Origin of the sequence: Oceanobacillus timonensis, assembly GCF_900166635.1 — a bacterium.
Taxonomy (GTDB): domain Bacteria; phylum Bacillota; class Bacilli; order Bacillales; family Amphibacillaceae; genus Oceanobacillus; species Oceanobacillus timonensis.
Genome location: NZ_LT800497.1, coordinates 1,727,032 through 1,748,700, shown reverse-complemented (window position 1 = coordinate 1,748,700; position 21,669 = coordinate 1,727,032). Strand labels below are relative to the sequence as shown.

Sequence of the window (21,669 nt, the reverse complement as noted above, 5' to 3'; positions counted from 1 at the left end):
ATAAGTCCCGCTTATTGATAAAGTGTCCCTGTATTGATTACCGGCTGGGTCCCTTGATCAGAAACAATAGCAACCAGCAGGTTATTAATCATTGCTACTCTTCGCTCATCATCTAAATCCACGACATTATCTGCTTCTAAACGGGCAATAGCATCCTGTGCCATTCCGACAGCACCTTGAACAATTTGTTCCCGGGCAGAGATAATAGCGCTTGCCTGCTGACGCTGCAACATCGCTTGAGCAATTTCTGTGGAATAAGCTAAGTGTGTTAACCGGGCCTCAATCACTTCCACACCAGCAACCTGGAGACGATCTTGCAATTCGTTTGTTAATTGGCTTGATACTTCATCTGCATTTCCACGTAAGGTTAACTCTTCGTTTGTAAATGAATCATACGGATATGTTGTCGCTACTGCACGGATAGCTGTTTCACTTTGAATTTCAACAAAGTCCTCATATTGATCGACATCAAAAACGGCTTTTGCTGCATCAACTACTTTAAAAACAACCACTGCGGCAATTTCAATCGGATTCCCGTTCACGTCATTTACTTTTAACCGATTGCTATTAAAGTTCCGGACTCTTAAAGAAATCGTTTTGCGTACAGAAAATGGAATGGTTACCAAAATTCCTTCCCGGCGTACAGTTCCCATGTATTTCCCTAAGAAAATAACAACGATGGATTGATTAGGCTGCACAATCGTTATACCACTGATTAAAACCACAGCAATAATAAATAATACGGCTCCTAAAATAAAATACGACTGAAAAAAACTAAATACTGCTGCTGCCAGTAATATAATAATGAAACCTATTCCGAGCGCACCATTGATACTCCAAGCTTTGCGTTCCTGCATGAAACCCTCTCCTTTATATCTTAATCATACTATTATGATATCACTTTTGTATTAATTTGTAAAACGATATTCCATCAGCTTGCTTGTTCGTCCACAAATTTTTGGATTGGATTCATTTTAGGATTGACCATTAGTGTCTCTCCATCCGTTTCCACAGTAATACTGTCAAGGGCCGCTGTAGAATAAATCAACGCATTGATTTCGTTTAGATGGTCAATAACTCGAGGAACAGGATGGCCATAGTTATTATCTTTGCTATAGGTTAAGATAGCCATTTCCGGGTCTACTGCTTTTAAAAACGCCATAGACGAGCTCGTATTCGAGCCATGGTGCCCTATTTTAACTACTTCTGCATCTACATCATGTTTTTTCAACATCTCTTTTTCCTCCTTTTTTCCAACATCGCCCATGAATAGCATATCGGTTTCACCATAATTTAATTTGATGACAAGAGAGGATGCATTAGGAGAGGTTAAGGGTTGTGCAGCATTCCAAATGTCCATTGAAATCATTGGATCAATTTCAATGGGTGTATCTTTTTCAGCAATGGTCATTGGTATTTGCAGATCACGAATCCGGTTCATATAAGAAGCAAATGTCTTTGTTGGATGAAGCTTCCCGATATCAAGTACACCGCCTACATCTACTTCATCCAACACCTGTACTAACCCGCCAATATGATCAACATCCGGGTGGGTAGCAACCATTAAATCAATTTCATTAATCCGTTGTTCCTTTATATAATTAACGACCGTATCACCAGCTTCCGGAGGGCCGCCATCAATTAAAATAGTTCGGTCCAAAGGCGTTTCAATTAAAATACTGTCTCCCTGGCCAACATTAATAAAATGGACCTTCATTGCAGGCAATTCCTGCTCTGCATGAATGGATGAAGGGATATGAAATGGTATGATTATCAGTATTAGTAAGAAAATAAAACCACATTTTCGCATATTTCAATGTCCTTCCCTTCTTTTTTCATTAGTGTGAGCGAAAAGGCAATACGATATGAGAAAAGGTGATTGGTAATTGTTGAAAAGTGGTTTATCTTTTCAAACGTAAAAAGAGGCTATTACCTTGATTCGGTAATAACCTCTTTTTCATCACATCTGTTCTATCTAAAGATTGGATGTATATCTTATTCCGTTGAAGGCAAATCCACCTCAAAAAACACTTTTGTTCCCTGGCCCGGCGAACGGACAATCTGTAATCCTCTTCCAAAATGCTGTTGTAATCGTTTATCCACATTCAAAATGCCGACTCCCGATTTGCTATTTGATTCTCCTTTTAAAATAGCTGGAATGTCTGTTTCTTCTATTCCTGTTCCATCATCTTCCACCGTGATAATTGCTCTAGAACGGGTAATATCTTTTTTACAGGTAATGGTAACTGTTCCTCTCCCTTTATTATTCCGGATCCCATGCTGTACCGCATTTTCTACCAGCGGCTGAATGGATAAAAACGGGACATATATACCTCGTTCTTCCTCCAGGTTCCACGCTACCTGTAAAGCTTCTCCAAAACGGACCTGCTCAATATACAGATACGAACGGACAATATTTAATTCTTCTTCCAGAGGGATCAGTTCTTTCATATGCTGAAATTGAAATTTACTTCTTAGCAAATTACTGAATTCATTCAGAAGCTTTCTCATTCTTTCTACATCCAATTCACTTAATGCCATGATGGAATTTAATGTATTAAATAAAAAATGCGGCTGAATCTGTGCCTGCAGCCAGGAAGTCTCCAGCTGCACCTGTTGTTCGGAAACACGCTTCAGTGTTATCAAAGAATCCATCCGTGCTTTCAACTCCACCGGCTCAACAGGTTTGGCAATATAGTCATTTGCGCCAGCTAAAAAAGCTGCCTGTATATCCGTCGTTCCACCAGTAAGAAGTAGCACAGGCAATTCTGTCAGGGAATAACGTTCCCGAATAATCCTGGTAAGTTCATATCCTGATATTTCCGGCATCATAATATCCGAGATAACCATACCCCAATCCCGTTTCTTCAGTTCCTCTACCGCTTGTTTGGAACAAGAAAGAAAGACCAGGTTATACATATCATTGGAAATAATAGCCTTTAACGCCAATAAACTCGCTGGGCTATCATCGACGATTAAGATAGATGGTGCCTGCTCATTTTTCCAGGCTGGCTGTTCTATGGGTTCCCTGTCTTTCTTCTTGGCAGCCTTTTCAATTTGGGTTTCAGAAGACGATTCCATCGCTTCTTGTGATGCCAATGCTAACGTGAATGTAAAGGTTGTCCTTTCTCCTTTTTCAGAAAAAACCCAAATGGTTCCGCCATGCAGTTCTACTAACTTTTTGGTTATATTTAATCCTAATCCTAAACCACCTTCAGACATTTCATTTTCCGGATGTCCTTGTTCATAAGGCTGAAATATCCTCTTCTGCAAATCCCTGCTAATCCCAATGCCTGTATCGGTCACATGAATTTCTGCGTTCTGTTCTTTAACAGAAGCCAAGATGGTAATGGATCCTTGCATGGTATACTTAATCGCGTTTTCTATGAGATTAAACATAATCTGTTTCACTCGATTTTCATCAGCATACACAGGTGGAAAATCTCCGGGAATCAGCTGGACAATGGACAGATTCTTTACGTCAGATGAAAAACGCAATGCATCGATAATCCCTGTGACAATCGGCTCCAATGTAACCACCTGTTTATTTAATCTCGGTTTATTAATCTGTAAGTTTCTGGTCTCCAATAAGTCTGTCAACAACAGGTTCATCTGCTGTCCTACATTTAAGACAGTGTTTAATTCCGCCATACTCTGTTTAGATAATGTTGTTTCTTCTCTGTCTCGTACCGCCTCCGACAGCAACAATATACTATTTAACGGATTACGGAATTCATGAGATGTATTTGCTAAAAACTGGTCTTTTTCTTCATTCACTTTTTTCAATCTTTCCGCTAGTGCCTTTGTTTCTCTATACTTTTGAAAATATCCCTGGAACCAGACAATCGTATAACAAGTAACAGCAATTATCATATCGAAAGGGTAAAAAGTAAGATAAACACTTTTTCCTGACCATATAAAATTCCATATTCCATGGTTGGAAATGGCAATAAAGCCAAGCAGCATAAGGTTTCTCGCTTTCGGTTTATCTTTATACATCAGAATAATCGACACACTGGTAACAACCACCGTAATAAGAGCAAATATATTATATACAGGACGAAGTGCCAAAATTTGCGGCATCGATAAAAAGATAGTTAACACAGCTAATGCAGCCATTGCCCATTTAAAAAATGGAAAGATTTTATTCCAATAAGGCAGTTTTTGATGATCGATACATTGAATCAGTGCATAAAAAATGACTAAATACACCGTATGTATCATCCAAAATTCTAATTCATAACCTATATTAATAAATTGCTGCAGTAACTTTTCACCAGTATAAAACAAAAAACCGGAAAATAAACTGAAGGTTAACAACGAGAAAGAAAGAACCTTTTTATCTCTTCCCCCTATAAAATAAATAATCAATGTGTATAAAGTATGCATCAACAGAATAGCCGCAATGACAACTTGAGAATAATTGGTAAGCTGAACTTCTCTTGTAATTGCTGCATCTGTTCCTAACCGAAGCGAGAGATAAATACCTCCATCTCTGCTATCTATATAATTTGCAACTTGAATCATCAGATCGATGTTTCCTTCTTCATCGGCTGTAAAAGTTACTGTCTTAGGCATAATATCCGCAACATAGGCCATTTCTGTTTCAGCAGGCCGGCCAGTCTCTGCTACTTTGCGGCCATTCACATAGACTTCAGAAGATGTACGGATATTTGGTATATATAATTTAAAGTTCTGATTATCATCCGGATTCACCTTCATTTGCAGTCGATAAGTACCGTAACCAAAAGGAGAACCAAGATTATTCTCCCATCCATGTGGAACTTGGATCGCTTCTGGTGTTTCTGCAGGTAATTCATCTTCCCGCATTAAAAACCTCGACGGGTAAAAATCCCATTCTCCATCCAGTACCAGCGTTTTTCTATCTTTTATTTCCCGTGAACTTAAATCAAGCTTTCCATCTTCAATAGCAGGAGTTATATTTTCTTGAAATATACCTACCCAGATCAATCGCAAAACAGACAAACTGATAATACAGAGAATCACAAAAATTCCCGTTCGGATATAATCTCGCTTCATTTATATCAACTCTTCTTTTAAAAGACATCAGTGAATCCAGTTTTTTTCTTTCACGATTTCTGCCGCTTCGGTATCAAAATCAGTTAAACTTTCTAATTTTGATATATTATAGGATGATGTTTTCTCATAACGATGCAAATAATCTGCCAATCGAATGATAAGCTCCAGCCATACATCTTTCAGGATTTTTCTCTCATTAACAGCCCAAAAGTAATCTAATCCGGCTAAGTACTCGTCTTGATACGCCTCCAGTACAGTGAAATACTGTTCTGCATGTATCGTTTTTCTTTTTAATAAATCATAAGCGGCAAGTTTAAACTCGCGCGATTGAATATGTATACTACGATCCATATCAATTTGGTAAAATTCTTTTTGGCTGACGATTTTAATAGGAATATCTTGTTGCTCCATAACCTTTCTAATTTGGTAAACAGCTGTATACAACTGGGCATTTGCCTTTTCCCACGAGAGATTGCTCCACAGCAATTCGATCAAATCGCTTTTTAAAATGGTATTTTCATGGTTGTAAATAAAGTAGGCAAATAATTCTTTTGCTTTGGACGTACGCCATTTCACATCTGCCCGCTTATTATCCTGATATATCTGTAAAGCTCCCAAGTCCTTAATAACGGTGGTCGATTCCCCTGTTGCAGTGTGCTGATCCATCGTCTTTCTTTCCATTATCCGCTGTACCGTTACAGCTAAACGCTCCTGTTTTACAGGCTTCAGAATATAATCCACTGCATTTAATTCAAAAGCTTTCACCGCATATTCATCATAGGCCGTAATAAAACCAATTTGTAAAGAAGGTTGAATATTTAACAGCTGTTCCGCCAGATCTGTTCCTTTAATTGCAGGCATATGTATATCTATAAATACAGCATCTACGTGTTCGGCCTGGATATGGTGGATTAAATCATCAGCCTCTACATATTTCCCGGTGACATGTACACCTTCTAGTTTACGTAACAGTAAATTCAAATATTGTAATGCTAAATGTTCATCGTCTATAATTGCTATACGAAGCATTGAATCTCCTCCTGATTATCTCTTGTCTGTGTTCCAAACTTTTATTATAATCCAAAGATACATGCTACAAAATAACATCTATTCCTCTTTTTCTATACAATTTCTATACATGAAACAGCAGCTTTACAATTCACATTTCCAGTTACTTTTCACACACATCGCCTAATTTATTATCCATGATAAAATTTTCTGTTTTTTTAATCATATCATACTATATTAAAAATAACTGTCATCTATAGAACTTTTTTATTGGTTTTTAATGGAATAAATGCTCTTTTTATTCCTGCTCTCATCTCTTTCAAAACCGGAAAAAATGACTTAAAAATAACACTTCATTCTACAGAAAAAAGATCATCTCCCTGCAGAATGAAGTTTTATTTGGTTTTTCTCATATAATCAATTATTTACTAATCAGCTGTATCGATTTCAAAAGATACCTTTGTCCCCTGTCCAGGTGCACTGTCTATTGTTAACCCTTTTCCATAATGCCGGTGCAACCTTTTTTCCAAGTTTATAATGCCTACACCTGATTCACTGTTCGATTCCCCTTTAAAAATGGCTGTGATCTCTTCTTCTTCCATTCCTGTTCCATCATCTTCTACCGTAATCATTGCTTTGTGGTTAGCTGCTTCTCTTTTCAAACGGATGCTTACTGTCCCTTTCCCTTTTCCTTGCCTAATACCGTGTTGCACTGCATTTTCCAAATCCCATTTCACCTGCAGCGCTTCTCCAAAACGAACTTGTTCAATATATAGATAGGAGTGAACGAGACGTAATTCTTCTTCTAAAGGAATCAACAAATGCATTTGCTGGAACTGAAATTTACTGCGTAATAAATTTCCGAATTCATCCAGCAACTTTCTCATCTCCTCCAGATCCCATTCGCTCAATGCTCTAATTGCATTTAATGTATTAAATAAGAAGTGCGGCTGTATTTGTGCTTGCAGCCACATTGTTTCCAATTGTAGCTGCTGCTCAGCAACCCGTTTCAGCGTAATCAACGAATTCAGACGGGTTTTCAGCTCTGTTGCCTCTACCGGTTTGGTTATATAATCATTTGCGCCTGCTGCAAAAGCAGCTTGGATATCCGAATTCCCACCTGTCAGCAGCAGGATAGGAAGTTCTGTTAGAGAATAACTTTCCCGAATCGTTCTGGTTAGCTTGTATCCGGATATTTTTGGCATCATTATATCCGAAATGACCATATCCCATTCTCCCTTTTCCAATTCTTTCAATGCCTGATCAGGACTGGATACAAGCACCAGATGATATAGATCATCCGGCAGAACCGCTTGTAAAGCCAATAAACTGGCAGGATCATCATCTACTGCCAAAATAGATGGTTTTTCATCATGTTGCAAAGGAGGCGGCGTTTCCATTTGTTCTGTTTCCTCATTCACTTTGATAGTTCGTTTATTCTCTCCAGAGAGGGGTATTGATTCTTCTTGCGTGAATGCTAATTCCAACGTAAAAGTAAAAGTTGTTTTCTCTCCTTTTACAGAGGCAACCCGGATGGTTCCGCCATGAAGTTCTACCAGCTGTTTTGTAATACTTAATCCCAATCCAAAACCGCCTTCCCGCGTCATCCCTTCTGGCGTTTCTTCTTGTTCATAGGGAAGAAATAACCGTTTCTGCATTTCCCGGCTAATACCAATCCCTGTGTCAGTAACATGAATTTCCGCTATATCGCCGTTTACTGTTGCAGAAATAGTAATATTCCCTTGATCCGTAAATTTGATAGCATTCTTAATTAAATTAAATAAAATTTGCGTGAGCCGATTCTCATCAGCATATACAGGAGGAAATGTTTTAGAAATACGATTGATAATTTGCACCTTCTTCACGTTAGATGAAAATTGCAGTAAGTCTATTACCCCTGTAACAATCGGTTCCAATTTGATAACCTGTTTATCAAGTCTTGGCTGCCCCTGTTGCAATTGCCGCTCTTCCAATAAATCCGTCAGCAGGAGGTTCATTCGATTGCCTACATTCAAAACCGTGTTTAAATCATTCCTGCTTTGTTCCGTTATCGCTGTTTCTTCCCTGTCTCGCACAGCTTTGGAAAGTAATAAAATACTGTTCAATGGATTACGGAATTCATGAGAGGTATTTGCTAAAAATTGATCTTTTTCCTGATTCATCCGCTGTAATGTCGCGGCCAGTTCTTTCGTCTCCTCATGTACGCGAAAGTAACCTTTGAACCAAACCACCATAAAACACACGATGGCAACAATCAAATCAAATGGATAATGCGGCATATATTCTCCGGTTCCTCTCCATATCAATGCCCATATCAATTGATGAATAACAGCAGCACAGGATATGATTAAAAATAAACTCCTGTTTCCTGATTGCTTATACGATCGTATCATCGTCAACACACCGATACCAACAAGGCCACAACCTGCGATAAGATAGGCAGGTAACAAGACAATCATTTGCGATAAGGTCAGCGGCAGAAACAATGTTACCGCGGCTAGTCCAAATACGCCCCATTGAAAATATGGGAATATTTTATTCCAATAAGGAAGTTTTTGATGATTGGTACATTGCAGAAAAATATAACACTCTATCAATACCAATGCTACAAAAAATCGGATTCCCCAGTCATTTTGCGTATAGAAAAAGGCATGCAATAATTTTTCTTTTCCACTAAGAAGAAATAGAACCGCATAAATAAAAGTTAATAAAGAAAAAAAGAGTAACCGCTTATCTTGATTTCCAATCAAATACAGGATGAACGCATATCTGGAATGAATAAGAAGAACGATGACCATCGCAATCTGCATATAAATAGAAAACTGCACTTCATTAGTCAACGCCTCTTCTGTTCCAAAACGAATGGAACGAATAATACCACTGTTAAAACTTCGTATATCTTTATAATTGGCAGCTTGAATCACAATATCTATAACGCCTTCTTCATTTGCTGTAAAAACAACACTTTGCGGAGAATTTTCAGCTATAAAACCTTCTTTCTCAGCAGCAATTTTTCCTGATGAAGACAGCTGCTCCCCATTGATATAGATGTCAGAAGCACTGCGGATACTCGGTATGTATAATTGATAATTCCTGTCTTGACCTGAAGGAACGTTGATTTGTAGACGGTAAGTTCCATAACCAGTAGAAGAACCCAAGATATTATTCCAGCCATCGGGGACTTTAACAGTTTCTTCAGGTACTGGTGCTGTTTCATTTTCATCCATTAAAAAAGCGAATGGATAGAAATTCCATTCCCCGTCCAATAGCAAAGTTTCTTTTTCAACTGTATCCCAATCTCGTAAATCAAGCTCTCCCTCTTCAATATCCAAAGGAGTACTACTCTGAAAAACGTCCATCCAAATAAGCCGAAAAGCTGATAAACAGGCGAAAACAAGCAGCAAAATCAGTCCCAGCTTCACGTAATTATTTTTCATCGCTATCATCTTTTCTAACATCATTTTTTAAATTGCATATCCTGGAATTTCATTTTGTTACAAAGATTCACTTTTCCCCAGAAGACCTAATCCGATTATACCCGCCTATAAATCAGAGCTATTCATTCAAATTCTATACTTTTCCTATACAAAATTTGGTTATTACTTTATTTGGACATAAAAAAAGATCAGCTAACCATTTATTGGTCAACTGATCTTTGTATGCTTACCTTTATTTGAAATGCCTTACGCAATGACTTTACTCTCTATTAAGATGCATTAGAAACGACAATGTCTTCTTCATCTACATCCACATGAACTGCTGTAACGTCTTCTCCTTCAAGAATCAAGTCGGTTAATTGATCCTCTACTTTATCTTGGATAACACGGCGCAATGGACGTGCACCAAAGCGGGCATCATATCCGAGTTCCACCAGACGTTCTTTTGCTTCATCAGAAATCGTAATCGTAATCTGATTTTCTTTCATGGTTGCTTCTAAATCATGCAGCATTAAGGAAACAATTTGTAGTAAATCATTTTCTTTCAGCTCATTGAAGTTCACAATCGCATCAAAACGGTTCAGGAATTCTGGTTTGAAATAGTTACTCAACATTTCCAGTGTAGCGACTGATTCATGTGTTTCTGCATTAAAGCCGACACTTACTTTTTTCTCACCAGTTCCAGCATTACTTGTCATAATGATAACTGTATCTTTAAAACTTACTTTTCTGCCATGAGAGTCTGTTAAAAGACCGTCCTCCATAATTTGCAAGAACATATTCTGTACATCTGGATGTGCTTTTTCAATTTCGTCCAGTAACAGAATAGAATATGGGTTTCTGCGGACACGTTCGGTCAGCTGTCCAGCTTCTTCATGTCCGACATATCCTGGTGGTGAACCGATAATTTTGGACACCGCGTGTTTTTCCATATACTCACTCATGTCCAGACGTAGCAGCGCATCTCTCGTACCGAATAATTCTTCTGCCAGTACTTTGGTTAATTCTGTTTTACCGACACCAGTAGGTCCGACAAACAGGAAGGAACCAATAGGACGTTCTTTTGCTTTCAATCCGGCACGGCTGCGGCGGATAGATTTAGCAACTTTATTTACTGCTTCTTCTTGTCCAATAACTTTGGCACGAAGATCATCAGCTAAGTTTTTCATTTTTTCTTTTTCATCTTTTTGCATTTTGGTTACTGGTATACCTGTTTTTTCTTCTACAATTAATTGAATATCCGAAATATCAATATCCAGTACCTTCTCGCCATCTTCTGCTTTATCCAGTTGTTTTTGCAACTGAATTTCTTGATAACGGAGGTTGGCAGCACGCTCATAATCTTCTTTCTCTGCTGCTTCCTGTTTTTGTTTAACAATTTCATCGATACGTTGCTGCAGCGATTCAGAATCTTTTTGTGCATTCGCCAAGTTCAAGCGGGAACCAACTTCATCCATTAAGTCAATCGCTTTATCCGGCAGGAAGCGGTCTTGAATATAGCGGTTGGATAAACCAACAAACGCCTCAACAACTTCATCTGAATAACGTACTTCATGGAATTTTTCATAACGGTCTTTAATGCCGTTCAGAATTTTCACCGTATCTTCCAGAGATGGTTCTTTGACGATAATCGGCTGCAGACGTCTTTCTAAAGCCGCATCTTTTTCAATTTGACGATATTCTTTTAAGGTAGTTGCACCGATAACTTGCAGGTCACCACGTGCCAGAGCCGGTTTTAAGATGTTGCCGGCATCCATTTGTGAACTTTCTGCTGTACCGGCGCCGACAAGTAAATGAATTTCGTCAATAAACACAATAACGTCATTACGTTCTTGCAGTTCAGCAATCAACTTATTCATTCTTTCTTCAAACTGACCGCGGACACCAGTATTGGCAACCAGAGAGGATACGTCCAACAGATAAATCTCTTTGTTCAATAATTTCGTTGGAACATTTCCTTCGATAATATTCACAGCCAATCCTTCTGCAATGGCTGTTTTACCAACACCTGGTTCACCGATTAAGACCGGATTGTTTTTATTTCTTCTATTTAATGTTTCAATTACGCGTTTAATTTCTTTATCTCTGCCAATGACAGGATCAATCTTTCCTGATCGTGCCTGATCAGTAATATTTTTTGCCAACTGATCAATCAGACCATTTCCATTGTTTGATTTTTGTTGTGTTCTCGTGCGTGCACTTGCACCACTTTGCTGTCCATTACCTTGGAAAAAGTTGTTGGCAAATGATTGATCCATATTGCCAAATGGAGAATTAGAGAAAAAGTCATTATTCATCATATTTCCTTGAATCTCTTGTAAGCATTCTTGGCAAAGATGCACTTCCATACGTTGTCCATTCATTTGCATTTGTGCATTGATGGTTGCATCGTTTTGGCCACAGTTTTGACATTTCATTTCTCATTCCTCCTTGATTTAGTCAGATAGGTTAATATTTCGTTGTTTTGACTTTGACTATCTTTGACTATAATTTCATTATACTCTGACCTTCTTTGACTTTCAAGTGTTTTAGTCAAATTTTTTTATTTTTTTTTGACCTTTGTATTTTTAATAACGAAAACCTTATTCTAACAGGGTTTTTATAGCTCTTCCTTTCATCTGTAGACCTTAAATACCTGCCGTAAATAAGATTTTTTAGAAGTATATCAAAAAAATGTGCTGTAAAAAAGAAAAAGAGCTTACCGGATTTACTATCTCCGGTTTGCTCTTTGCTTCATTACTGTTTATTTAATATGGAAACTGCTTTGGCAATTGCTTACGCATCCATAAATCATCAAGGCTTTTAAATTGGTACCCTTCTTGTTTCAAATCTTGAATGACTTTTTTCAAAGCTGTTGCATTATCACTGGAAACAGCATGCAGTAATATCACGGCTCCGGGATGTATTTGTTTCATTATCTCATCATAAGCATAGTCCGCACCTTTTTGTGCGTTTGTTTCCCAATCGATAAATGCCAGTGACCAGAATACATGCACAAGGCCGAGTTCTGTGGACCATTTTAGTGTATCTGAACTGAATGTTCCACGGGGCGGCCTGACATAGGTTAATTCTTTCTGGTCACTCACCTCTGCTACAGACTGTTCTAAATCTGTCAGTTCTTTTTGAATCGCTTCTTTATCCATCACGGTAAAGTCAGGATGATGATACGAATGGTTACCGATAATATGTCCATCATCCACCATTCTTTTGATCAAATCTGGTGAACTCTCCACATAATGTCCGGTTACAAAAAAAGCGGCAGGCACTTCCTCTTGTGCAAGCACATCTAATATATCCTGCGTATATCCCTGCTCATAGCCATTATCAAAGGTGAGATAAATATTTTTTTCGCCGCTGTCATCAACATAGAATGCATTGTATTGATCCAACACTTCTTGGTACGCGCCTATATCCGGCGGCGTATGATCATCTTTTTTCTGATAGCCCCAGCCGTATGCAGCAGCTGTATTCCATGAAAAAATGCAAAAGAAAAAGGCAAGTGATAACAGGATAGTGATTGATCGTTTCATGCGAACCCCACCTCGTTTTTTCTTACCTTTTCCTTATACTGCGAACATTATACACTTTTCATCTAATTTTTAAGCGCCCTCTTACAGGACCATCGCTGCAATCCATCCGAAAATAAACAACGGAATATTAAAATGAAGAAACGTTGGAACACATGTCTGCCAAATATGGTTATGCTGTCCATCTGCATTTAATCCGGCTGTTGGTCCAAGTGTACTGTCAGATGCCGGAGACCCTGCATCCCCTAAAGCGCCGGCCGTTCCAACTAAAGCGGCTGTAGCCAGCGGTGAAAAGCCGGCAGTCAAACAAATCGGCACAAACAAAGCAGCAATAATCGGGATCGTTCCAAACGATGTTCCAATGCCAATGGTTATAACCAGGCCTAATAACAATAAAACAAAAGCGATTAACGGCTTATTGTCTCCTAAGACAGACGCAGAAGCTTCTACTAATTCTGCTACCGCACCGGTTTCTTGTAAAACTTCAGCAAATCCGGCAGCTACTAAAATAACAAAAGAAATCGTACCCATCATGGAAATCCCTTGTGTCATTACTTGATCCAGCTCTCTATACGGAACTGCCACTAATACAAACAGTGCAATAATTCCTGTTAATGCTCCTAAAATTAAATTACCTGTTATGATTTGTACAATCAATGCTAATACAATCGCAACAAGGGTAAGAACATGTTTCTTACTAAATGTTACTTTTTCGATTAAGTCTCTAGCCTCTGCGTTCGATTCTTTCATCTCTTTTTTAGGCTCTTTATCTTTTCTATACGTAATAAATATCGCTATAAATAATCCAAGAATCATTCCAGATCCGGGAATTAACATGGATAACGTTACTTGACTTAATGTGATCTCTGCACCATTCGATCTTAAGCCTTCCAAAATCAAATTTTGGAACAACAGTCCAAAGCCTGCCGGAATCATAACATAAGGTGCTTTTAACCCAAACGCTAAGGAAACAGCCACTGCCCGGCGGTCCATTCTCATTTGATCAAATAACTTTAATAAAGGCGGAATTAAAATTGGAATAAATGCAATGTGCACCGGCACCAGATTTTGTGATAAAGATGCAACTCCGGCTAACGCTAATAGCATCATGGTCTTTTTACCGGTCAATATACGTATAATAAAGTTCACTAATATTTTTGTAATTCCTGTATAGCTGATTGCTGCTGCAAAAGCTCCTAACAAGATATAGCTAAGTGCTGTATTAGCAGACTCACCCATTCCGCTCACCATTAATTCCACGGAATCAACAAATCCAAGACCTGTCATCAGCCCTGCCGCAATCGCGGATATGATAATAGATAAAATAACATTAACCTTTAATAAACACAGTACAGTCATAAGTAAGACTGCGACAATAACAACCCAACCCATTTCTCTTCCTCCAATAATCATCTCTAAATCTCTTTAATACTTTATCATAATAAAGCATTAAAGAATAAATTGCAAGGGATTTTTTATATTTTTACATAGGAAAAGGACTGTCTATTCGACAATCCCTTATTTTGCATATACATTTTTAATTGACTTTAAAGGAAAATGATACATGATCCTGCACAGGTATCCAAGCGCCAATTCCCTGTTTTGTCACGTTTTTTATCTGAATTGTTTTTTTGGAACCTTTTAATTCAATATATACTTCTCCAAAGGTAACTTGCCCTTTTTCATTGACAGCAGGAGCATAAGCATCCAAAATCCCATGTTTTTGTACTGGAATGTTATACGAATTAGGTAGCTTTGTATTGTGGCCGATGACCGTTTGATACGAAAGAGGCAAATTTGTATTTTCACTCGCTTTTAATAACATCATGGTTTTTATTTGTTCCGGATCACTGATTTTACTGGTTAGCGCTCCTTTTATTTCTTTTTCTTCCTGTTGATAATAACTCATCTCTTGTACATCTTCCCCACCGACATTATTCATTTCATTTTTATTAATCGGCTGATATTCCCAATTAATATTTGATTCCGCGGATTGGTAATTGATTGGCCATCTTCCTAAATAGACCATACCTCGATAACCAATCGCTACAGGGGAAGGTTTAATACTGCTTTCATTCAGAACTTTAATTAACTCCGGATTTTCAATTGGAATGTCCACTTCTTTTATTAATTCCTCGGTTAACTTACTTGGTTCAATAATTTCCTGGTCTTCCGTTGAATTCGGAAATGTATTTTCTTTAGAAATATCCAGCACATGGCTGGGGATATCTGATTCTTTATTTTCTTCTTTTTCTTCTGCAAGGCTGCTGATTGGCATCCATAGGGTTGTTAAACATAAGAAAAGTGTAAAAAAATAAGCCCAATTACATTTTTTCATTACCGTCCCTTCCTTTCTTTTTGTTTTATTTTTTCAGAAAGGAAGAAAACTATACACTTGAAGCCATGAGACTTTTTGGAAATTGTATATAAAAAATAAAGCCGGAATGTATTTCCCGGCTTTATTTTTTATCATTCCTTCTTATCCAGCAGGGCAGCATTTAAAATACCGCCTGTAATAATAATAATTCCAAACAAATAGAACCAGATCAGCAGCACAATAATGGTTCCTAAACTGCCATATGTTGCAGAAAAATTCCCCAAATTATTGACGTAAAAGGAGAATCCCCAAGAAACCAGCTGCCATGCAAATGTTGCGAATGCAGTTCCCCATATAACTTGAGAAAATTTCAGACGTCCATTAGGTGCAAGCTTATACAAGAAAAGCAATACAATAAAGAAAATCAGAGATGACAATACCCATCTCAAGGTTCCCCATGCAGATAGAAAAGACTCCGTAAAACCAATCCATGAAAACAGATACGTACCAATCATTCTCCCGAATACCGGTAACAGTAAAGCTAAAATAATAATTAACACCATACCTATTGTCAGCACTATTGCTACCATCCGAGCGACGATAAAAGATCGGTCAGTGTGTATCCCATAAGCATAGTTGAATGCTTTTGTAATCGCATTAACACCATTTGAAGCAGCCCACAAAGTTCCGATTATCCCAATCGAAAGCAGCCCGCCGTTTTGAACAGTCAAGGAGTCCAAATTCGTTGAAATCAGACTCATCACCTGCTCAGGAGCAAAATCACCAATTGTCTCTAAAATTAAATCCATATCAATTGGCAAATAAGGAATCAAATTAAGTAAGAAAATTAAAAAAGGAAACAAAGACAGAATAAAGAAATAGGCAAGCTGAGCTGCTAATCCAAATACATCTACCTCTTTATAATGTCCCCAAAACTTTTTACCTGCACTTTTCAAATTTCGAATGCTTTTCTACCTCCCCTTCTCCTTTGAAAATGGCTTGTTCAAAAAGGAGAAGGCAGCTGCTGGCAAAGAATAAACATTTCTTATTTAACTTTTATCCTTCTAATAATCCTTCTATTTGAACATCCTGTACTACTCTATTTCATTATTGGAAAATTTATTCGTTACTTTATCCAAAGTCTGTTCTACCTGCTCTAAAGCATTCATTGCATTAGCAGATCCGCTTTCAAAAACTTGGTTTACCTTATCCACAGTACCTTGTAATCCCTGAATCGCTTCAGAAGGGTTACTGATATAATAAGATGAAACAGATTTCATTTCTTTTGCTTTTCCGCAGGCATAACTGCGTGCTTCCTTATCCAATAATGCTACAGCTCCTCCTGTTACTGCTCCAGCAACAACACCTATAATAATTTTACGTTTACCCATTAGTATCTCTCCTTTAATCTAAATAATGCTTTTCTTTTAAAAATTGAAGCAGTCCGTGACAGCCTTCTGAAACTAACTGATATGTCTGATCAAAATCACCCGTATAGTATGGATCAGGGATATCCTCATCTTCTATGTTTTCCACAAACTCCATTAATTTCACAATAACTGTCTCGTCATGATTGTTGGACCTTTGAAGTGCAGTAAAATTATTCTGATCCATCGCAACCATGTAATCAAATTGCTTATAATCTTCTTCCTCCAGCAACCTGGATATCATTCCATCATAGGGAACCCCTTGCTGATCAAGGATGTTCTTCGTTCCGGAATGAGGAGTTTCTCCAAGATGCCAGCTTCCCGTTCCGCAAGAATCAACCTGAATCTTATCTTCCAGCTGCTCACGCTTCACAAGATCCCGGAAAATCGCTTCCGCCATCGGAGAACGGCAAATATTACCTAAACAAACAAATAATACACGCACCAATCACTATACACCCCGTTACTCTTTTTCGTCCGCTTTGTAGAAGCGCTTGTCTTCCTATCCTGCATATCCGATAAAAATTTTCATGATATGCTACATTACTTCCATTATAAGCAACTTATCCCGATAAGCAAAGGCTTAATTGTGGAAAATTGTTATTCTGCATCATTTTTTGCCGGAAAATGCGAAACTAAAATAAACTCATATCCCAGCTGTTCGCAATATGACGCAATAATTTAATTCCTGAAACACTGTTTCCCTGCTTATCCAAAGCTGGTCCAAATACACCAATACCACAACCGTCTAAAAATGGCAAGTCATTTTCCCTTACTCTTGGCGGAACTACTGCTAAAATACCGCCTGAAACACCACTCTTGGCAGGAATTCCGACATAGGAAGCAAATTTTCCTGAAGCGTCATACATACCACATGTTAACATCAATGATTTCGCAATGCGTGCTACATTTTTGGGAATAATAACTTCTTCCGTCTCCGGATGAACGCCGTCATTGGAAAGAATCAGACCTATGCGGGCCAAATCATCCGTGGTGATATTTATAGAACACTGTTTAAAATAGGTTTCTAACGTCACCCCTAAATCCGATTCCAGATATCCTTCCTCTAACAGATAATAACCGATGGCACGATTTCGCATAGAAGTATCTCTTTCTGATACATACACATCAATATCTAACTCTGGACGATACCCAATCATTTTTTCCATTAATTGAAATAACGGTTCCAGCTTTTCATCCGATGTATTGCCGCTTAATAAGGAAGAAACCGTAATAGCTCCAGCATTTACCATTGGATTAAATGGCCTGTTCGCCGAGTTAATCGCCAAATGAACAATGGAATTGAATGCTTCTCCCGTAGGTTCTACATCCACCCGCTGCAACACATACGTTATCCCTCTGTCCATACATGCAACAATAAAGCTGAGAACTTTCGATATACTTTGAATCGAAAAGGAGTAATTTACGTCGCCTGATTGGATTTGCATCCCGCTTTTTCCGATAATCGTAATACCTAAAGCGTCAGGATCAGCTTCCTCTAATTTTGGTATATAATCCGCTACGTTTCCTGTATCTGTCTGTTTCTTAAAAAATTCTACCCATCCATCGACGTATTCTTGCAGCCATTGTTTATTTTTTTCTGTGTTTAAATTGACAAATCCTTGTACCATATTATCACTCCTTTAGGATAAAGTAGCTTTTTTACTTTATTTTTTACTCTAATAAGGATTATTTTGCTAGGGATTAATCGGCATTACTCACTTTTCGCCCTTTAAAAAGGAACTTCCATTCCATAGGAACAGGGTTGATAAAGAATAGAGGATAAAGTGTAAGGCGACCGCTGCGGCGGACCGTTTTGCTTTCCGACGTACAAATGTTTTCAATGGGGCGAGTAAGCGCAGCCCCAGTCCCAACCCCAGGACGTTGCGTTCTTAGTCTGCCTAGGGGGCACGCTCTTCAGCTAACTTTTGCCAAGAAGTTCACTTGGCAAAAGGGCATCTTCAGATGGTGCTGATCCCTCAGGAGTCAAAACGGTCCGTCTCCGCTAGTAGGATACTCTTACGGTTGAAATAGCTGAATAAATAAAGGGTCGATCAGACAGAACCAATTTTTGTGGTGCATGGCAAAAAGGCTCAGCAATCATTCCTTTCTATACATGAAAGCTATACACCATATTCTGTTCAAAAAATAGAAGGATGATTTAACGAAAAGCAAGCATGCTAATAGCAATCATGGTCATCCCGGAACAGCAAGGGTTATATGTTTATTCTTTGGTATGAAAGTTGAGTCATTATAAATCCCGTTGTTTCCGTTTAAAAAGAAGAACTACTTTTTACGAAGCAATGAAATCTTCTTATATGAACTATACCCCATAAAGCAGAGATTTAGCCGTCAACTTTTATCTTAACTTCGTTTATTTTCCTAAGCAAAATAAACGCAATAACCGGAAATATGCTTTATTAAAACAAAAAACCTTTCCGAATGAATGGTCTCAATAGCCATCCAAACGGAAAGGTTTTATTTGCATGATTTAATGAAAAGAATTTGCTTATTTTCCAATAAACATTTGTGTCCAGTAGTTACCATCTTCAACATGACCAATACCGATATGTGTGAAATCAGCATTCATGATGTTTTCACGGTGACCTTCACTGTTCATCCAAGCATCTACTACTTCTTCTGGAGATTGCTGTCCTTGCGCAATGTTTTCACCAGCAGTGTTGTAATCAATATCGAAACTTTCCATCATATCAAATGGAGAGCCGTAGTTCGGGCTATTATGATCAAAGTAATTGTTTTCTTGCATATCCTTTGATTTTTCGCTGGCTACTTCACTTAACTCTGTGTCTATTTCAAGTGGCTCCAGACCTTGTTTTTCTCTTTCTTCATTTGTTAAGTCAACTACTTCTTGTTCAAATTGACTTACTTCACCGTCTGATTGGTTGTCTTCTGTGTTTTGCTCTGCTTCTTCCTGATTACCAGTATCAGCCTGATTTTCTTTCTCCGCTGACTGGTTATCTGCAGGCGTCTCAGCTTCTGCTTCTTTACCTGGAGCTGCTTCTCCATTTATTGCATCAAAGCAATTGAAATCACTGGTATTTAATTGCTCTGTATCTATATTGTTCCAGCCTTGTCCATTCTCAGAATAATAGACTTGTTCGGAACTTTGAGGAGAGGCTCCGGAATTTGCAGATGCTTCAACACTTGAAGTGAATCCTCCTCCAATTAATACGGTTGCTGACAATGCAGTAGCAATGCCTACTTTCTTAAACATGCACATACACTCCTTTTTTGTTGTTTTGTTTTGTGCAAAAAAATCATAACACGGGTTTGGCTGTAACATTTGAAATAATCGAGGCAAGGTTTACCAAGGACTTTTTTCTCCCATTATTTTTTACTTTTAAACTTGTAAAACCCTGTCAAATCTACTATTCTAAAATGCGTATAATTCTCCTGTATTGGAAATTAATCAATCGACAGGAAATCATTTCTATAAAACGAATATTGACAAGTTTCAACAGGAGGACTAATGTTACACCATAAGCAAAATTGTAACGGAAATGTTACTTGATTTCATTTCACTTTTATTTTATTTTATAAACTAGTTCTGTCTATATAAATAAGGGAGTTCATTACCCCCAAAAAAGCAATTATTTGATAGAATAGTATTTAAAGACTGAAATAATTATGTTATACGAACAAAAGAACAAAGAATAAACCGTAAACAATCAGATGATATATGAAACGTAAATTACCGGATTACACTAAAACATAAAGAGAATATTTAATAAGGTAAGCTTAATGAACGTTATTTTTCATTTTGGATCAAGCTTATTGTATATTCTCTCATACAGAAAAGTGTCGTATATTGTCTTTTCTGCATGCAATCAAAATAAAAACGTTATTTAATGGAGGATTTTATATATGTTTTCAAGCGCTGAAATTGGAATTGACTTAGGAACTGCAAATATCTTAGTATACTCAAAAACAAAAGGAATTGTTTTAAATGAACCATGCGTCGTAGCTATTGATGTGAATACAAAGCAAGTAATGGCTGTCGGAACAGAAGCAAAAGAAATGGTCGGAAAGACACCAAAGAACATCATCCCGATCCGTCCTCTAAAAGATGGCGTTATCGCTGATTATGACGTGACTGCTCAACTACTGAAAGAATTGCTTAAAAAGGTAAGCAAAACATTAGGAATGTCTATGCGTAAACCAAATGTCATCGTATGTACACCATCAGGCAGTACAAGTGTTGAAAGAAGAGCGATTCATAATGCTGTCTCCAGTTACGGAGCAAAACAAGTTCATTTAATTGAAGAGCCTGTTGCTGCAGCAATCGGGGCTGATCTTCCAGTCGATGAACCTTATGCCAATGTTATTGTAGATATTGGCGGCGGAACATCAGAAGTAGGTATTATTTCTTTTGGTGGTATCGTGTCCTGCAATTCCGTACGTACAGCGGGAGATAAAATGGATGAAGAGATTATTCAGCATATCCGTAAACAATATAATATTTTAATTGGTGAACGTACTGCCGAAAATATTAAAATGGAAATTGGTTATGCACTTCCAAATCATCAAGAAGAAAAAATGGAAATCCGCGGTCGTGACATGGTTACCGGACTTCCAAAAACAATCGAAGTTACTTCTACAGAGATTTATTCTTCTTTAAAAGAATCGTTAGATCAAATTTTAGAAACAATCCGCGCAACTTTAGAGGAATGCCCGCCGGAATTAAGCGGTGATATTGTTGATAATGGGATTGTCCTGACAGGTGGCGGTTCTCAATTAAACGGTATGAAGGATTGGCTTGCGGAAGAACTCAGTGTCCCTGTTCACATTGCTCCAAACCCGTTAGAATCAGTAGCAATTGGAACTGGCCGTGCATTAAAAATGATCCATAAATTACAAAAAGCAGCAAAATAAAATTTCATTTTCTCTGGAGA

At 37.9% G+C, this 21,669-nt stretch carries 15 protein-coding genes; 1 reads left to right on the top strand and 14 read right to left on the bottom strand.

Annotation, left to right across the window (positions count from 1 at the left end; all coding sequences use genetic code 11):
- Window positions 1–11: 11 nt before the first annotated feature.
- The 14 genes from B7E05_RS08440 to B7E05_RS08375 form a co-directional block, all read right to left on the bottom strand.
- The gene (locus tag B7E05_RS08440; RefSeq protein ID WP_080873792.1) at window positions 12–857 is read right to left on the bottom strand and encodes an SPFH domain-containing protein; all 846 of its coding nucleotides are present in this window, start codon (window positions 855–857) and stop codon (window positions 12–14) included.
- A gap of 74 nt (window positions 858–931) precedes the next feature.
- Entirely contained in the window at window positions 932–1,810 is an 879-nt protein-coding gene (locus B7E05_RS08435; protein ID WP_080873791.1) for a ComEC/Rec2 family competence protein, read from the bottom strand.
- Window positions 1,811–1,995: 185 nt separating this feature from the next.
- A complete protein-coding gene (locus B7E05_RS08430; protein ID WP_080873790.1) occupies window positions 1,996–5,040 on the bottom strand; it encodes an ATP-binding protein in 3,045 nt (1,014 codons plus the stop codon).
- Between the two features lie 27 nt (window positions 5,041–5,067).
- Window positions 5,068–6,069: a response regulator gene (locus tag B7E05_RS08425; RefSeq protein ID WP_080873789.1), complete on the bottom strand. Its 1,002-nt coding sequence runs from the start codon at window positions 6,067–6,069 to the stop codon at window positions 5,068–5,070.
- Window positions 6,070–6,476: 407 nt separating this feature from the next.
- Window positions 6,477–9,485, bottom strand: coding sequence for an ATP-binding response regulator (locus B7E05_RS08420; RefSeq protein WP_080876259.1), 3,009 nt, complete (start codon window positions 9,483–9,485; stop codon window positions 6,477–6,479).
- 269 nt (window positions 9,486–9,754) lie between these two features.
- Complete coding sequence (locus B7E05_RS08415; protein WP_080873788.1) at window positions 9,755–11,902, bottom strand: ATP-dependent Clp protease ATP-binding subunit; 2,148 nt, start codon at window positions 11,900–11,902, stop codon at window positions 9,755–9,757.
- A gap of 330 nt (window positions 11,903–12,232) precedes the next feature.
- Window positions 12,233–13,015 carry a delta-lactam-biosynthetic de-N-acetylase gene (gene pdaA, locus B7E05_RS08410; RefSeq protein WP_080873787.1) on the bottom strand — a complete coding sequence of 261 codons (783 nt, stop codon included), beginning with the start codon at window positions 13,013–13,015 and terminating at the stop codon, window positions 12,233–12,235.
- Window positions 13,016–13,096: 81 nt separating this feature from the next.
- A complete protein-coding gene (locus tag B7E05_RS08405; RefSeq protein WP_080876258.1) occupies window positions 13,097–14,404 on the bottom strand; it encodes a Na+/H+ antiporter family protein in 1,308 nt (435 codons plus the stop codon).
- Window positions 14,405–14,549: 145 nt separating this feature from the next.
- A complete protein-coding gene (locus tag B7E05_RS08400) occupies window positions 14,550–15,350 on the bottom strand; it encodes a YfkD famly protein (protein ID WP_080873786.1) in 801 nt (266 codons plus the stop codon).
- 131 nt (window positions 15,351–15,481) lie between these two features.
- Window positions 15,482–16,294, bottom strand: coding sequence for a YihY/virulence factor BrkB family protein (locus B7E05_RS08395; RefSeq protein ID WP_080873785.1), 813 nt, complete (start codon window positions 16,292–16,294; stop codon window positions 15,482–15,484).
- A 129-nt stretch (window positions 16,295–16,423) separates the two neighbouring features.
- Window positions 16,424–16,720, bottom strand: a complete 297-nt coding sequence (locus B7E05_RS08390; protein ID WP_080873784.1) for a YtxH domain-containing protein — start codon at window positions 16,718–16,720, stop codon at window positions 16,424–16,426.
- A 13-nt stretch (window positions 16,721–16,733) separates the two neighbouring features.
- Entirely contained in the window at window positions 16,734–17,201 is a 468-nt protein-coding gene (locus B7E05_RS08385; protein WP_342744989.1) for a low molecular weight protein-tyrosine-phosphatase, read from the bottom strand.
- 190 nt (window positions 17,202–17,391) lie between these two features.
- Window positions 17,392–18,387 (bottom strand): glutaminase, encoded by a 996-nt coding sequence (locus tag B7E05_RS08380; protein ID WP_080873782.1) that lies wholly within the window; start codon window positions 18,385–18,387, stop codon window positions 17,392–17,394.
- 878 nt (window positions 18,388–19,265) lie between these two features.
- A complete protein-coding gene (locus tag B7E05_RS08375; protein WP_080873781.1) occupies window positions 19,266–19,991 on the bottom strand; it encodes a CAP domain-containing protein in 726 nt (241 codons plus the stop codon).
- A 650-nt stretch (window positions 19,992–20,641) separates the two neighbouring features.
- Between B7E05_RS08375 and mreBH the strand changes: the two genes are divergently transcribed.
- Window positions 20,642–21,649, top strand: coding sequence for a rod-share determining protein MreBH (gene mreBH, locus B7E05_RS08370; protein WP_080873780.1), 1,008 nt, complete (start codon window positions 20,642–20,644; stop codon window positions 21,647–21,649).
- The last annotated feature ends 20 nt before the right edge of the window (window positions 21,650–21,669 follow it).